Here is a 14,459-nt window from a genome sequence, read left to right as displayed (position 1 = left end):
TACCCTGTTGATAGTGAGTGCTGCTATAACTCCCCCAGCAGGGCGCGCACATAATTGATGGGCGCGTGGTCTGCCATATTGCGAAATGGCACGTTGCCAGGCGTGGTGGCGTAATCCAGTGTGTAGGCGGTGGCGGCGACGTCCTGATCGGCTTCCATCTCTGTGCTGCTCATGCCGGGTGGCATGACGCCGTTTCTGTCTATGTAGCGCATGCCTTGCAAGTGTTGGTAAAATGATGATTCCGGCGGCAGTTTGGTGACAAAATCGGCGCAGTTGACATAGCGTGCCACCTCGCGGCCGGTAAAGCTGGCGGCAAATTCTGCGTCACCGACACAGGGGGAACCAAAATTGACCAGCCGGGTGCCAGGGTATCTGGCGGCAGCCAGTGTCGCCAGCGCTGCACCAAGACTGTGGCCACATATCCATACGGTATTGGCAGGACATTGCCTGAACCAGACATCCAGCTCTTTTTCTATGCTTTGAAAAGCGGCCAGAAAGCCGGAGTGTACTTTGCCGCGTCCGTTCCATTCGGCAGGAAAAAAACGGATGTCGGTGATCAGGTCTGTCATGTCATCAGCTTGCGTGCCCCTGAAACTGAGGTAAGTGGTATTGCCGTCGGCGCTGCTGACGGCAAATGCCTGAGTGCTGCTGTCGGCATTTTTGAATAACTGTGGTTTGCCCATCTGGGCATGGGCGAGGATGTTTTCCAGCGCTGCCAATGACTGGTCACCCTGTTCAAAGCGCCAGTAGACAAGCCGTGACAGTTCGGCGCAAATGGCGTGGCTGGTCCATTTTTTGTCTTTGTTGAGCAGTGCCGGCTGTTGTTCAGGGTGCAGCAATGCTGTTTCGCTAGGGTCGTATTGCATACATCATCCTCGCTTAATTTATGTGGACTTACGCAAAACTGCCCCAGCTGTGTTGTAGCTCCCGTATTTAGCAAGATTCGGTACTATTCGTACTGTCTTCGTCGCTACGGTGAAGTCGGGGTTTCAGACAATATATTGTCTGCCGACGCAACGAACCGACCTTGCCAGGGAGGTTTCCTACGGCGTTAGCCGTGCTGGGACAATTTCGCGCAAGTCCAATTTATTTGTATATTCATTGTTGACGATGCCAGCCACAGGTCCGGTTGTTATCGCTACTGCAGGCCAGATGCACAGTGTTTCAAGATAGCGCATACTGGTGCGGCCGACAAGCGGCGCTGTGGCAAACCCTTTATCCTATTTGCTTTTTCTTACAGAGTGATTAAAATGATATTTGCTTTGAAAGAAACTTTTTGATGGTGGAGTTGCAGAACAACACTTTAGGGGAATGCGCAATGATATGTTCCAAATTGAATCACTTCGCCTGTGCTGCAGCGGCACTGTTTGCCATCAGTGGCGTGGCCCATGCTGAACTTTGCCCCGGCGTGCAAAAGGTCAGCCTGACTTATGGCGGCAATGAACTGGCCCACTGGGAAGGCAATTCCAGCCAGATCCACAAGCTGACTTTGCCTAACGGTTTTGTACTGGGTGTGAAGACCGAGCAGGGCGCCAGGGAGATTTATGAGCGCGATTTTCAGCGCAATGTGACGCAGACGACAGAATTGGTAAAAATCAGTCTGTATGATTATTCTGCTGCCGTACCGCGTTATCTGACATCGACCTGGGGTGGCAGCCAATCCAGACAGGGTTATGGCCCCAAAGGTGGTGCTGACCGTGTCGATGAATTGGGTAGCGGTATCGTCCTGAATCTGGACAAGCCAGCCTGCACCATCTCCAAACTGGACCTGGCAGCCATCCCGACTGAAAAAGACCTGGGGCAAACCAGGGAATCAATGGTGCCGGATGAAAAAACCAAACAATGGATGCAGGCAGCCCAGCAGGACATCGCCAAAAAACGCTATGTTGTGTCGATGTTTAAAGACAGCCTGCCAGCTGAGGTCAGCACCAGGCTGGCGCAGTTGCTGAACAAGGACGGTATTGAGCTGGAACTGATACAGCAAGGTGACGCGCATGATGCCAAGGCGTATATGGTGGGCTATGCCCGTACCATGCAAAGCGCCATCGAAGCCCAGTACGGCAAAGAACACGGCAAGAATATTGAGCGTCAGTTGAAGGCTGAATTCAAGCTGTAATTAATCGGATTTACGCAAAACAGCAGCGCTGCGCATTGAACCTATGTAGGTACGATTAGCGCAGCGCGCTCGTAATCGTATTCGTACGCATGTCCATCACGGCTTGCTATCTTCAACTGTTGATTTGCTGATGAAAATACAAAACAGTGAAGTTTTCCCGGTGGGTTAAAAGACAAGACAATTTGAAGCGTCATTGCCACGGACGGGCACAACATACGTACGATTACGCTGCGCTAATCGTACCTACGTTCTGTAATCCATCGTCTTCAGGCTCTCAGGGCAGCATATCCTGCAACTTTCTTGTGGATATGCTGCTACCTTTCATCTTCCGGTAGACAGCCGCAGCTAGCTTGTTCATGCTGCGCCAGGTTGCCCTCTACCTGGAAGATCATCATGTCACAGAACGTGCAGAAAACCATGCAGCAAACCCCTGATAAGCTGGGCATAGCCAGCATCAAGAGATGTTTGTTGCTGACGCTGTTGTGCGTGTTTTACCTGCAAGCGCATGCCGGTGTGCGTATCGAATTTGAACAACGCAGCCAGAGTCGTCAGCCTGGCAAGCCGGCACGCAATGGCGAGGGCCGTTTTTTGACCGAGATTGACGGTATGCACTTTCGTTTGCTGAATCTGGCCAGAGGGCAGGTCAGCGAAGTATCGGAAGATGATGGTGCCCATACCCGTTTCGACCCCGTGCCAGCAGGTCCGCATGCTGATACCAATACCAATACGCCCCTGTTGCCAGAACGTGGTGGTCTGTTCGATCCTCTGGTGGGTAGCATGGAAGATGAACACATCAAGATCAGCCCGCCAGTACCGGCGGCGAACTGGAATGGCTATGCCAGCCAGCGTTATCAGGTCGAATTGAGGTATACGATGGTAATGCGGGCCGCGCTGGTTTTTACGCGACGCTTTGTGCATACCGAACAATATGAGATTACCGTGGCCGATATTCCGGCGTCGGCTTCTGTCATGCGCCTGGCATTGACGCGTGGTTATGGACGTACCCTTGGCCTGCATCCGCATGCTTTTTTGGGCTTCCCCGTCAAAATCGAAGGGCAATTGCGTTCACATGATGTGGGCAGCAAGGATGCAGCGGGCGATTTCATGGTGGACATGACATTGCAGGCGCGCAGTATCAGCGCCTGGCAATTGCCCTGAACCGGGCCTGTTTAGCAGTGATGCCGTCTTAAGTCGGCATCTGCATCATGGTTTGTGGTTCTTTGGGGGTATCCAGCATGCCGGATATGGTTTCGACGAAGGCATTTTTATCTGGTGCCGGGCCGATACCAAAATTGGCGCGATGGCCATTGCGTATGCCGGTCAGCATGGTGAACATTTTGCCGGTGTTGGGCATGATACTCAGTTCAAGACTGTAGGTGTAATAACTTCCTGGCTGCTCATCCTCAACGATGGCGACAAAATAAGTCTCATTCCTGGCAACGGGTCTTGGCATTTTGATGGTGACAATTTCTTTGCCGCTTGTCGTTTTATCGACATAGACTTCGATCTCTTTGCTGGGGATGATTTTTGCAGGGTCCTTGATTTCCCTTTTTCCAAAAGCGTCCCATATATTGGCAAAAATAACGCGCCCTTTGTTTTTCAGATTATTGACGAACAGCGCCCCTTTTTCACCTTGCAACAGACCTTGCAGCACCATACGCGTCATGGTGAAATGGTGGTCGCGCGCACTTGATTCAGCGGCTTCTTGCCCGGTCTCACCTTCTTCTGCCACTTGTTTCGGTTCTGCATGTATTTTTTTGCCTCTGGCGAGTACATAGATATTCATGACAAAAACAAGTCCGAACCAGAGTATTTGCCAGCGCGGGATCAGGTGTATCTGACTGTTGCGCGGACTGAAATTCGACATCAGCGTCATCAGGCACAGTACATTGAAAAAAATCGCAAACAGGCGTCTTGAGGTCGGGCTGTCGTAGCTGTTTGCCCACAGACCCATGCCGCCACCAATACAGAAAATCAATATATACATCATGTCGCTGCTATCACTATTGGGTGACATGATCGTGCGTGCAAGACGCAATGCGCCAAAGAGTAGCAGGCTGATACAGAGCAATTTTGCGATGACTACCGCATTGGACGTTAATGGCTGGTCGTTCTGCACCGTTTTTTGCATGATGGTTCCCTTTGGGACGCGCAATGGAATAGCCATGCCAAAAAATTGACATTCGGCAATGAGGTCACGTCGAATTACAAAAATTAAAACGGATATTACCTGAGCAGCAACCGACATGGCTCAGCCGGCGGATAAACGGTTGATGTTTGTTGACGAGCGGATTTTGAGGGGGAAGGGATAGCCATGCAGCCTGCTGGTTCGGCTTATAAAACAAAGCGGGGAAGACAGGGGCATCGCTGCCCGCTATCTTCCCCGCTTTTTGTTGCGGCAGACGATCTGCCGCTGATTACTTACTGCTGGTCACACGGTGCAGCTTGCCTGCATTGCCGTGACCTTAAACCGGCTGTCTTAGTTTTGCTGTGTTTTCTGGGTAGTGCCAGCAGCAACTTTGGAATCAGCAGCGGCTTTTTCAGCAGCCAGTCTGGTTTCTGTATTGGCTTTTACCAGTGCAGCTTTTTGTGCTGGGTACCAGGCAAAACCTTCGCTGCCCAGTTCTTCACCATTGGCACGTGCCTGTACCAGTTCAGCAACCACTTCTGCACGGGTTTTTGGGGCTGGAGTTGTTGTATCAGCAGCAAATACGGCAGTGCTGGTCAGAAAAAAGGCGCTAGTGGCCAAAAAGACTTGTTTCGCATTCATGATGGGTTCCTATCCTATATAAAATTTAAGAGAAACCGCTTTCTATCTGACTCGAGGTTTGCTGCAAGATGTAACCGGCCAGACGGGATACTCACGCCAGTGTCATCTTGCAACCACCTCTTGATTTAAATTGTCATGAGAAGTGAGAGGGATGCTTCACTTCCGATGACAACTGAAAAAAGTCTGTCGATTGCGGTTCGGTGTCGGGCTGTTTGTAGATGTCCTCCACCGATGAATGCAGTGTAGGCCTTCCGGTTTCAACAATAAAGTAGCAAATCAGGAATATACTATTGTGGAATCCGAAACAATAAGGGGCTTGAAAAATGGATAGGCTGCAATCAATGCGACTCTTTTCCAAGGTCGTCGAGCTGGGTAATTTCGCCAAGGCGGCACAGGCATTAGAGATGTCGAATGCTGTGGTGACCCGTTATATCGCTGACCTGGAAGGCCATCTGGGCACCCGCCTGCTCAACCGTTCGACCCGTAAATTGTCTCTGACCGAGACCGGCCAGATCTACCTGGAGCGGGTCCGCCAGATACTGGCTGATATTGATGATGCCGATGCCGTGGCTTCGTATGCGGCTAAAAAGCCCAGCGGCACCTTGCGTATTTATTCTGTCCCACATTTCGGTAAAGCGCAACTGGCACCCTTGCTGCCGCAATTTGCGCAGGAATTTCCGGATGTGGTGCTGGACATCAAAATCACCGACCACCATGTGGACCTGGTGGAAGAGGGAATTGATGTCGGTTTTTTTCTGGATTTGCAAAAAATCGATGGCAACATGATTTCGCGCAAGCTGGCGACATCCGAAGTGGTGTTATGCGCCTCGCCCGAATATCTGAAAAAATACGGCACGCCGCAGACACCAGACGATATTTCCCAGCATCGCTGCCTGAATTTCAGCTATGAATTTTTGCGCGATAACTGGATGGTGCGCAATTCTTGCGATGGGCCAGAACTGGGCAGGCACATTCCCATCCATAGCACGGTGATTTCCAACAATGCCGATGTGCTGCGGGTCTGCGCCCTGGCAGGTATGGGCCTGGCTTTGCGTACCTCATTCCAGTTGACCGACGATGTGGTCAGCGGCCGTCTGGTCAGGCTGTTTCCGGATCAGTGTTTTGGCCGGGTGTCGATTTCCATGGTGTACCCCAGCCGCCGCCTGCTGTCTGCCAAAGTGCGTAGCTTTGTTGATTTCATCCTGGCGAAATACCCGCATCCTGAGAATGATATCTGGCTGAGTTGAGGAGTATCTCCTGGATGAATGTAGGTGAATTGACAAGTTTCCTCCGGTTAATCAAGTGGTCTTAGGATAGAATACAGGTCTGGACGCCATCACAACTCGTTTCGGCCTGCTCACGGATGCCCGTGACAGGAACAAAATGACGTGATTTCTGTCAATTATGTGGTCGGAAGGCCCAGGGACATATGAGCGCTTGCAAAGGTAAGCCAGCCTGGTAAACGGGTGATTAGATATAAGGATAGATGGATGTCCCGCAAGAATGAAATTACTGTCGTCATGGCCAAGGTCTTGCTCGCCCTGATGGCAGCGTCAAAGCAGGAATGGGATCAGGTGGTATGCCGCTTCCAGTCTACAGAAAAGACGCAGAACCACTTCCAGTTCATCAGCCGTAAAGGCCGTCAGTTACACCCGCAACATGCCAGCGCCGAATACACCGGCCTGCTTGGCCCGTTGATGCATAGCCTGTTTGACGAGCTGGAAAAAGAAGGTAAAACCCGCCCGCTGGTGGTCGTACTGGCAGTCGACGCCAGCAAAAATTACCACCTTAAACTCGATTTCAACAACCCGCATGCCCACGACATCAGCCTGTCAGGATTAGGGAGCGATGGTTCGTACTTTGTCGGCAATGAAGTGGATGTGCCGGGGTGATGCAGATTGATCGATGCGCCCGTACAGGCAAAAAGTCGTAGGGTGCGCTGCGCGCACCGGGTTTTAGCACGACACAACAAAGGTGCGCGCGGCGCACCCTACTATTATTCCTGTGCGCTAGCTACTGACGAAAAGAGATGCATGAATGCAAAAAGAAAATTTCAATGACCTGCTTGCTTTCATCACCGTCGCCCGTGAAGGCAGCTTTACCCGGGCTGCTGCCCAGCTTGGGGTGTCGCAATCGGCCTTGAGTCATACCATCCGTGGGCTGGAAACGCGGTTGGGCGTACGGCTGCTGACACGCACCACACGCAGCTTGTCGCCCACCGATGCTGGCGAAAGGTTGCTGAAAACCGTTGCCCCGCGTTTTGAAGAAATTGAATTTGAACTGGCTGCTTTGAGCGAGTTGCGCGACAAACCTGCCGGTACCATCCGCATTTCAGCGGCTGAACATGCAGCCAGTACCGTTTTGTGGCCCAAACTGGCCGCGTTCTTGCCTGATTATCCGGATATCAAGGTCGAGGTAAATATCAACTATGGCCTGACCGATATCGTGGCGGACCGTTTTGATGCCGGTGTGCGTCTGGGGGAGCAAGTCGCCAAGGACATGATCGCCGTCAGAATCGCGCCCGACCTGCGTATGGCGGTGGTGGGTGCGCCTGCGTATTTTGCCAGACATGCACCACCGCACACCCCGCAAGAGCTGGCGGGCCACAATTGCATCAACCTGCGCCTGCCCACGTATGGCGGTTTGTACGCCTGGGAATTTGAACGCAATGGCCAGGAACTGAATGTGCGGGTGGAAGGGCAACTGGTGTTCAACAGCAGTACGCCGATTTTGCGTGCCGCGCTGGCCGGATTTGGTCTTGGTTGCCTGCCAGAAGACATGGTGGCGCAACATGTACGCGATGGCCATTTGCAACGCGTTCTGGAAGACTGGGCGCCCAGCTTTCAGGGTTACCACCTGTATTACCCCAGCCGCCGTCAGGCTTCACCGGCCTTTGCGCTGGTGGTGGATGCCTTGCGTCATCAAGCCTGAGTTCTGCAAAAAAAGCCAGACACCAGGCTTGGTGCATGAAATAATGCGGGTCTTATTTTTGAACCACAATGCAACCACCATGTTTTTGTTCACAGGCAGTTTAAGGGCAGATCAAAGTACGAGGCGTTTCTGAATGGGTATCATCAGCTTCTTAGGCTTTCTGGCATGCCTGCTGGTTTTTATATTGCTGGGCAGCCTGTGTGCACGCTACGTCATTCGCTTTGCCAATATACAAAGCATCAACAACCGCAAGATTACCCTGGTCATCGTCAACCTGGTCGTTATTGCTGCCGTCTGGGGCATCTTTAATTATCCGCAGATTGTCCGGCAACAAAAAATGAATGCCATCAGCGCAGACTGTGGCTGGAAAGTCTACCGTACCGTCAAGGATGTCGACGGCGTCTTCATCGCATCGCAGGCAGGTGAAGAGGCCGGTGCGGACAGCTCTTTCTTTCTGGAGATTTATCCACAGGTGGAATACGCCGCCGCCAATGGCGAGATACAGCGCCTGAGCCGTGATCGCAAACCCGCCGAAACTGCCATCCGCAGGACATTCAAATATGGATTCCGCACCAAGTCAGAGATACTGGAAAACGGCATAGAACGCACCCGCAAAACCCTGCTCGATTTTGACAAGCCGGATATTCTTGCAGAAAATGTGCAATACCAATTCGTCGACAGCCAGAATCCAGACCTCAAGTCATCGCTGCTTTTCTTTGTCAGCTATCATCCCGAAGGCTGTGGCTGGGTAGACGCGACTGAAGCGGAACGCCGTTACCGGTCCGTCTTACAGCCAAAGTAGGCTGCGCCACGGGCACCATATTTTCAAATGCATGGCGGCATTCGGTGCGCGTGGCGCACCCTACCATTTTCGACCTCGCGCATGGGCATGGATAATACGTAGGGTGCGCCACGCGCACCGTTTTCAAACTCACCAAATCCATGACGAGATATGGTGTACACGGTGCATACAGCAGCGGCTTCAGCACATGCTCTCACAAACGCTTAAAATAGTGGCAGCCACCGCATCACACCCAAAGCCATGAGCAAACACCCCAAGGACCACCGAAGCGACTGGATACACCATGCCCCGGGCAGCAACGCCAACCGGCTGGAACGTATCGAAGCCTATTTCGCCGGCAATGCCTATGCCATGCACAGGCACGATACCTATGCCATAGGCACCACACTGTCTGGTGTACAAAGCTTTACGTATCGCGGCAGTGAATGCCATAGCCTGCCAGGTGGCACCATCGTCTTGCATCCGGACGAGGCGCATGATGGGCAGGCTGGTACTGGTGATGGTTTTCGCTACCGCATGATTTATGTTGAACCGGCGCTGATACAGCAAATTCTTGGTGGACAGCCTTTGCCCTTTGTGAAGCACGGCATCTCGGCAGCCCCGCGTCTGCATACCGCCACCCTGGCCTTGCTGCAACGCATGGATGGACCCATGGATGTGCTGGAAGAACAGGATGCCCTGTTTGACCTGGCCCACGCCATGCATGGCGCATCAAGTAAAATCGCTGACACGTTCTTAGGTAGCCCTGAACGCAGCCCCAGCAGCCAGCGCTTTGATTACCAGGCAGCAGAACGGGCGCGCGAATACATCCACAGCGTAATCGCTGGTAAGCGCGCAGATAATTTCTCGGATAACTTAGTCCATGGCATCACCCTCGAAGAGCTGGAAGAACACAGTGGCCGTGACCGCTGGAGCCTGTCACGCGATTTTCGTCTGTTGTTTGGCACCAGCCCCTATCGCTACCTGACCATGCGTCGCCTGGATATGGTCAAAAAATTGTTGATGGACGGCTATTCCCTGGTGGATGCTGCACTGACGGCAGGTTTTACCGACCAAAGCCATATGACCAAACACTTTGGCAAGGCCTTCGGTTTGACACCACTGCACTGGCTGAAAATGCATGGGACCAAGATCAAGCGATAGCGCGCGATACAGTGTCAAGTTTCACGCACAATCGTACAATATTTGCTGCCTGACTTTGCTTATGCTGTTGGCTTGTTCACTCCACCACAGGATACGCCGCCATGTCTACCCAGCCAGACACCACCGCAAAGAGCTACAAAAGTCTTAACTTCGCCGACAAATTCAGCCTGTTCAGCGAACAATGGTCACAAAAAGTCATCGCCGAAATGAACGACTACCAGTTCAAAGTCGCCCGCCTGCAAGGCGATTTCATCTGGCATGACCATGTCGATACCGATGAAAGCTTCATCGTTCTGGAAGGGCAACTGCGCATCGATTTTCGTGATGGTCACGTATTGATATCGCAAGGCGAAATGTATGTTGTCCCCAAAGGTGTTGAACACAAACCCTATGCCGAACACGAAGTCAAACTCTTGCTGATAGAACCACGGGGTGTGGTGAATACAGGTGAAGAGGGTGGTGACAGGACCAGTGCGCTGGATGTGTGGATTTGATGAAAATGTAAAATAGAGGATAAGTGATTGATATCAATCACTTATACGTATTTTTAAGTGCACTTTTATCTGCTTTTTGTAAAAAATTCTGACCTGTTGTCGCGTGGCTGTTCTGTTTTTCAGGATGTTCACGTAACGCGAACAAAAATAAATGCCGAACATTTTTTTGCGCTCTATGCAAAAAATAAAACCGTCACACCTGCATACCACTTTGCCGACTTACGCTGTTTTGCACTAATAGGGCAAACGCCATCACCACCCATCACAAGATCACCATACCAGTGGTCGAGTGAATTTCCATATGCGCTTATATTCGTTTGTCTGTTGATATATTCTTGATATTTTCCGGTCTTCGCTGTTTTTTTTAAAGAAGACCCATGCCTACCAAGAAAATCAAACTAAAGCCTTTATCTGCTTGCGTTGTCAGTGCTCTGGCGCTGTTTTATAGCCATGCTGCGCTGGCACAGACCGCGCAAAAGGAAGATAAAAAAGAAGAGTCCGTGGTCATCACCGGCTCGCGCATACCGCGTGCCAGCCTCGAAGGGCCGGCGGCGGTGACCATCATCACGGGTGAAGAAATCACACGCCAGGGCTACAAGAATGTCTACGATGCCCTCAACAATGCCGTGCAAAATTCCGGTTTTACCCAGGGCGAAGATTTTGGCAATACCTTTACGCCATCAGCCAATACCATCAGTCTGCGCGGGTTGGGGCCGAACCATACGCTGATCCTGCTGGACGGGCGACGCATGGCGGATTTTCCTATCGCTTATGAAGGTACGGTCAATTTCACCAACCTGGCAAATATCCCTTCGAATATCGTGGAACGCATAGAGATACTGAACGGTGGTGCATCAGCCATTTATGGTTCAGACGCGATTGCCGGTGTGGTCAACATCATTCTCAAAAAGCATACGCAAGGGTATAACATCAATGCCAAAATCGGCGATACCGAACGTGGTGGCGGGGGTAACAAGCGCGTGCAATTTTCCGGCACGGTCAATGTCGATCAGTTGCAAAGCCTGTTCAGCCTTGAATACAGCGAACGTGAGCCACTGCGCGCCACCCAGCGCGATTTCATGGCGTTACGCAGTACACCCAGTGCCACGCTGTACCGCAAGGATATCAAGACCGGTCGCTATATCGACCTGGGGGATGCCTGTAGCCAGTTGAGCGATTTCTTTGACGGCACCCAGATCAGCTATAAAACCAGCAAAGGCAGCTATTGCGCCAGCCCGCGTTTAAGCCCTATGCACTGGACAGTACAAACCAAGAACCAGAGCCTGAATCTTTTCTCCAGCAGCAATCTGACGCTAAATGCTGATACCACCCTGTTCGCTGATATCCTGCTGGGCAAGAACAAGACAGAAAACGATACACGTTCGCCAAGCTGGGTATCGTCATCGACAAACCAGAGTTATTTCTGGAATAAAAACACCAACGCCTATGAGGCCTGGAGCAAGGTATTTGCCCCAGAAGAAATCAATGGCGTGAACCGCTTCAACCGTCGCTGGGACGACACCTCGGCAGGTATCAACCTGGGCATACGCGGCGTGTTGCCGGGCTCGCAGTGGAATTATGAAGCGGCTTATAGCGCATCGGCCTACCGCAGTGAAAACGTGGTACCACGTACCCTGGCCAATATTGATACTTTCTTCCTTGGCCCCAAACTGGGACTGGACAGTGCTGGCATCGCCATCTATGCCCCCGACGTGCAACGTCTGACGCGTCGGCTGACACCCGAAGAATTCAACCAGATCACTGCCGCCTCGCGCAGTGCCGACAGTTCACGCACGCAAACCCTGAGCGTGGCACTGAATGGTGAATTATGGCAACTGCCTGCCGGAGCCATCAAAACCGCAGGCATCGCAGAAATTGGTAACCAGAGTTTTGATAACCTGCCTGATCCGCAGATTAACCAGGGCGTGTTCAATACCGTTACCAAGTCCGATGATGTGCGCGGCTCGCGCAAACGTTATGCGCTGGGGGCAGAAGTATATGTGCCGCTGTTGAAAGAAGTCACTGCCAGCCTGGCCGGTCGCTATGATGATTATCACTTTGCCGGACGCAAGGATGGCAAGCTGACCTATAACGGTGGTCTGGAAATTCGCCCTACGCAAGAATTGCTGTTGCGCGCCAACTATGCCACCAGTTTCCGTGCGCCGGACATGAACTACATCTTCAAGGCACGCGGCACCGGTTATTATTCAAGCACGACGGATTATTATCGCTGCAAGGCCGAAGGGCAGGAACTGAAGGATTGTGACTATGCGAATTACTCGCCAGGCGCCAATTATGTGCAGTTCGGCAGCCCTGACCTGAAATCAGAAAAAGGCAAATCCTTTGGCGTGGGCGTGGTCTGGTCACCCAGCAATCAGTTCGATGTTTCGCTTGATTACTGGAACATCAAGATCAGCGACATGGTCGTCAACCTCAGCGCAGACCAGTTATTGCGCGATGAAGCTGATTGCCGCACTGGCAAACGCGATATCAAATCCAGTCTGTGTGCCGACACCATCAACCGCATCAAACGTTATCCGACCAATGCGCTCAGCCATGCCGGTGAAATACAGGAGATCTGGGTCAATCCCATCAATGCGGCTTACCAGGCCACCAGCGGCATCGACATCAGTGCCAAATACCTGCTGAAAACAACGACGGCTGGCAGCTTTACTTTCAAGGCCAATTACAGCAAGGTGTTGAGCAAGAAGTCCAAACAGTTTGAAGGCGATGCCCTCTACGATGACCTGGCCGATCTTGGCAATTCAGACTGGCGCGACAAACTGATCGCCAGCGTCAACTGGAACAAGGGCGACTGGTCCAATACACTGACGGTCACTCGTTACGGCAAGATACCGAATGGCTCTGGTGAATACTACCTGTCCCCGACGGGCATCGCTAACTGGAGTACGGTCTATCAGGCCAGCAAGAACCTGTCGGTATCGCTGATCATCAACAATGTGTTCAACAAGATCAAATACGATTACAGCGGCGGCTGGCCGAATTACCCTGTAGGTTCATTTACCCCGTTTGGACGACAAGGATGGCTGGAGGTGAATTATAAATTTGGTGCGTAATTCCCGTTTTTGGCTGTGAAGAAAAACGGTGCGCGACATGACATCCTGCTTATTGTCTATGCGGCAGGGTGTCGTGCACCGGATATCTTCCGTAAATAGTAAAGGCTCATTCCGTCAATGCCGACAGATAACACATCATGAAGCAAGGTGTATGGCAGTTCCACATAATTGTGATCTTGATTTCTCTGCCAAAGTGCATGCCAGACAGATAAAAAAATGGCGTGCACTGGAAGTGTTGGGTTATGATTAACGAAAACCGGTATTTGCCGTGTATAAACTGAATGCGATTGGACACGACCGTTTCTGGCGCATTCTTTTATTTTCAGGCGCATAGTTTATCGGAAACTCTACACTTCATAACTTACGGTGGATCAGATGACAAATGGAACGACTGCAGCAGGTGCGAAATACAAGATAGGTGAACAGCTTGACGGCGGCATCATATTTTATCTCGATAAAAGCGGTGAACATGGCTTGATGGCCGCGCCTGTCGATCCGGTTGAAAGAACAGCTTGGTGCCCTGCCAAAAGCCCGAATGTTCTGGCAATGACGGTAAGGGATGGGATCGGTATGGGCCGGTACAATACGGAAAAAATTATCGATAAATATGGCTCCGGCGATTACGCTGCCATACTTTGCGCACGTTACCAGTTGAATGGCATTGGCGACTGGTACCTGCCTTCCCTATACGAGCTGGAACTGATGATTAAAACGATAGGGAATGGTACCAATGGCCCGAACAGGAACATCGGCAAATTCAGTGAAGGTTATTACTGGAGTTCCAACGAAAAGAGCGACTCTGAAGCCTTTGTTGTTATCAGTAATAATGGTGCACGGATGGATTTGATGAAACGTTCGGCTGAGGAACGCGTCCGGGCGATCAGGGCGTTTTAGTCCATCGGCCTTTGCTCTAGGCATCGTAAGGCTTGATGTCGTATGGGGGGAGTAGGGTGCGCCATGCGCACCGAATGCCACCATGCGATTGAAAATATGGTGCGCGCGGCGCATACATGGACGCCCCCCATTTGCAAGAGCATTTTCAAATTAAACCTGACGTAGTCGATTGCAGCCATACATTCGGTCTTTATTGCAGCCGCTTGATGACTGCTGACGCATGATGAAATAC

The 14,459-nt window shown here is 51.6% G+C and carries 13 protein-coding genes; 10 read left to right on the top strand and 3 right to left on the bottom strand.

What is annotated here, in order from left to right; all coding sequences use genetic code 11:
- Positions 1–23 precede the first annotated feature (23 nt).
- Complete coding sequence (locus H8L32_RS25415) at positions 24–866, bottom strand: lipase family protein (RefSeq protein ID WP_186950666.1); 843 nt, start codon at positions 864–866, stop codon at positions 24–26.
- 452 nt (positions 867–1,318) lie between these two features.
- On the opposite strand from H8L32_RS25415, the gene H8L32_RS25410 reads away from it, so the two are divergent.
- Positions 1,319–2,116: a hypothetical protein gene (locus H8L32_RS25410; RefSeq protein ID WP_186950665.1), complete on the top strand. Its 798-nt coding sequence runs from the start codon at positions 1,319–1,321 to the stop codon at positions 2,114–2,116.
- A 393-nt stretch (positions 2,117–2,509) separates the two neighbouring features.
- On the top strand, positions 2,510–3,274 hold the full coding sequence (locus H8L32_RS25405; protein ID WP_186950664.1) for a hypothetical protein: 765 nt from the start codon (positions 2,510–2,512) through the stop codon (positions 3,272–3,274).
- Between the two features lie 28 nt (positions 3,275–3,302).
- Here H8L32_RS25405 and H8L32_RS25400 read toward each other — a convergent pair whose 3' ends face one another.
- The gene (locus tag H8L32_RS25400; RefSeq protein ID WP_186950663.1) at positions 3,303–4,247 is read right to left on the bottom strand and encodes a hypothetical protein; all 945 of its coding nucleotides are present in this window, start codon (positions 4,245–4,247) and stop codon (positions 3,303–3,305) included.
- Positions 4,248–4,595: 348 nt separating this feature from the next.
- Positions 4,596–4,886: a DUF4148 domain-containing protein gene (locus H8L32_RS25395; RefSeq protein ID WP_186950662.1), complete on the bottom strand. Its 291-nt coding sequence runs from the start codon at positions 4,884–4,886 to the stop codon at positions 4,596–4,598.
- Between the two features lie 323 nt (positions 4,887–5,209).
- Between H8L32_RS25395 and H8L32_RS25390 the strand changes: the two genes are divergently transcribed.
- The 8 genes from H8L32_RS25390 (at position 5,210) to H8L32_RS25355 (ending at position 14,227) form a co-directional block, all read left to right on the top strand.
- Positions 5,210–6,133, top strand: a complete 924-nt coding sequence (locus H8L32_RS25390) for a LysR family transcriptional regulator (RefSeq protein ID WP_186950661.1) — start codon at positions 5,210–5,212, stop codon at positions 6,131–6,133.
- A 243-nt stretch (positions 6,134–6,376) separates the two neighbouring features.
- The gene (locus tag H8L32_RS25385; protein WP_186950660.1) at positions 6,377–6,778 is read left to right on the top strand and encodes a hypothetical protein; all 402 of its coding nucleotides are present in this window, start codon (positions 6,377–6,379) and stop codon (positions 6,776–6,778) included.
- A gap of 145 nt (positions 6,779–6,923) precedes the next feature.
- Positions 6,924–7,817, top strand: coding sequence for a LysR family transcriptional regulator (locus H8L32_RS25380; RefSeq protein WP_186950659.1), 894 nt, complete (start codon positions 6,924–6,926; stop codon positions 7,815–7,817).
- 133 nt (positions 7,818–7,950) lie between these two features.
- Positions 7,951–8,619, top strand: coding sequence for a hypothetical protein (locus H8L32_RS25375; RefSeq protein WP_186950658.1), 669 nt, complete (start codon positions 7,951–7,953; stop codon positions 8,617–8,619).
- 240 nt (positions 8,620–8,859) lie between these two features.
- Positions 8,860–9,762: an AraC family transcriptional regulator gene (locus H8L32_RS25370; RefSeq protein WP_186950657.1), complete on the top strand. Its 903-nt coding sequence runs from the start codon at positions 8,860–8,862 to the stop codon at positions 9,760–9,762.
- 101 nt (positions 9,763–9,863) lie between these two features.
- The gene (locus H8L32_RS25365; protein WP_186950656.1) at positions 9,864–10,256 is read left to right on the top strand and encodes a cupin domain-containing protein; all 393 of its coding nucleotides are present in this window, start codon (positions 9,864–9,866) and stop codon (positions 10,254–10,256) included.
- Between the two features lie 377 nt (positions 10,257–10,633).
- Entirely contained in the window at positions 10,634–13,333 is a 2,700-nt protein-coding gene (locus H8L32_RS25360; protein ID WP_186950655.1) for a TonB-dependent receptor plug domain-containing protein, read from the top strand.
- Positions 13,334–13,699: 366 nt separating this feature from the next.
- Positions 13,700–14,227 (top strand): DUF1566 domain-containing protein, encoded by a 528-nt coding sequence (locus H8L32_RS25355; RefSeq protein ID WP_222619494.1) that lies wholly within the window; start codon positions 13,700–13,702, stop codon positions 14,225–14,227.
- The last annotated feature ends 232 nt before the right edge of the window (positions 14,228–14,459 follow it).

The organism is Undibacterium hunanense, from assembly GCF_014284335.1.
GTDB lineage: Bacteria > Pseudomonadota > Gammaproteobacteria > Burkholderiales > Burkholderiaceae_D > Undibacterium > Undibacterium hunanense.
Note: the sequence above shows the minus strand (reverse complement) of the source record. Positions and strands in the feature narration are given on the sequence as shown.

What these genes read in the sequence shown, in the direction of transcription:
- H8L32_RS25415 (WP_186950666.1), bottom strand. Translation starts at nt 866, where the DNA reads ATGCAATACGACCCTAGCGAAACAGCATTGCTGCACCCTGAACAACAG.
- H8L32_RS25410 (WP_186950665.1), top strand. Translation starts at nt 1,319, where the DNA reads ATGATATGTTCCAAATTGAATCACTTCGCCTGTGCTGCAGCGGCACTG.
- H8L32_RS25405 (WP_186950664.1), top strand. Translation starts at nt 2,510, where the DNA reads ATGTCACAGAACGTGCAGAAAACCATGCAGCAAACCCCTGATAAGCTG.
- H8L32_RS25400 (WP_186950663.1), bottom strand. Translation starts at nt 4,247, where the DNA reads ATGCAAAAAACGGTGCAGAACGACCAGCCATTAACGTCCAATGCGGTA.
- H8L32_RS25395 (WP_186950662.1), bottom strand. Translation starts at nt 4,886, where the DNA reads ATGAATGCGAAACAAGTCTTTTTGGCCACTAGCGCCTTTTTTCTGACC.
- H8L32_RS25390 (WP_186950661.1), top strand. Translation starts at nt 5,210, where the DNA reads ATGGATAGGCTGCAATCAATGCGACTCTTTTCCAAGGTCGTCGAGCTG.
- H8L32_RS25385 (WP_186950660.1), top strand. Translation starts at nt 6,377, where the DNA reads ATGTCCCGCAAGAATGAAATTACTGTCGTCATGGCCAAGGTCTTGCTC.
- H8L32_RS25380 (WP_186950659.1), top strand. Translation starts at nt 6,924, where the DNA reads ATGCAAAAAGAAAATTTCAATGACCTGCTTGCTTTCATCACCGTCGCC.
- H8L32_RS25375 (WP_186950658.1), top strand. Translation starts at nt 7,951, where the DNA reads ATGGGTATCATCAGCTTCTTAGGCTTTCTGGCATGCCTGCTGGTTTTT.
- H8L32_RS25370 (WP_186950657.1), top strand. Translation starts at nt 8,860, where the DNA reads ATGAGCAAACACCCCAAGGACCACCGAAGCGACTGGATACACCATGCC.
- H8L32_RS25365 (WP_186950656.1), top strand. Translation starts at nt 9,864, where the DNA reads ATGTCTACCCAGCCAGACACCACCGCAAAGAGCTACAAAAGTCTTAAC.
- H8L32_RS25360 (WP_186950655.1), top strand. Translation starts at nt 10,634, where the DNA reads ATGCCTACCAAGAAAATCAAACTAAAGCCTTTATCTGCTTGCGTTGTC.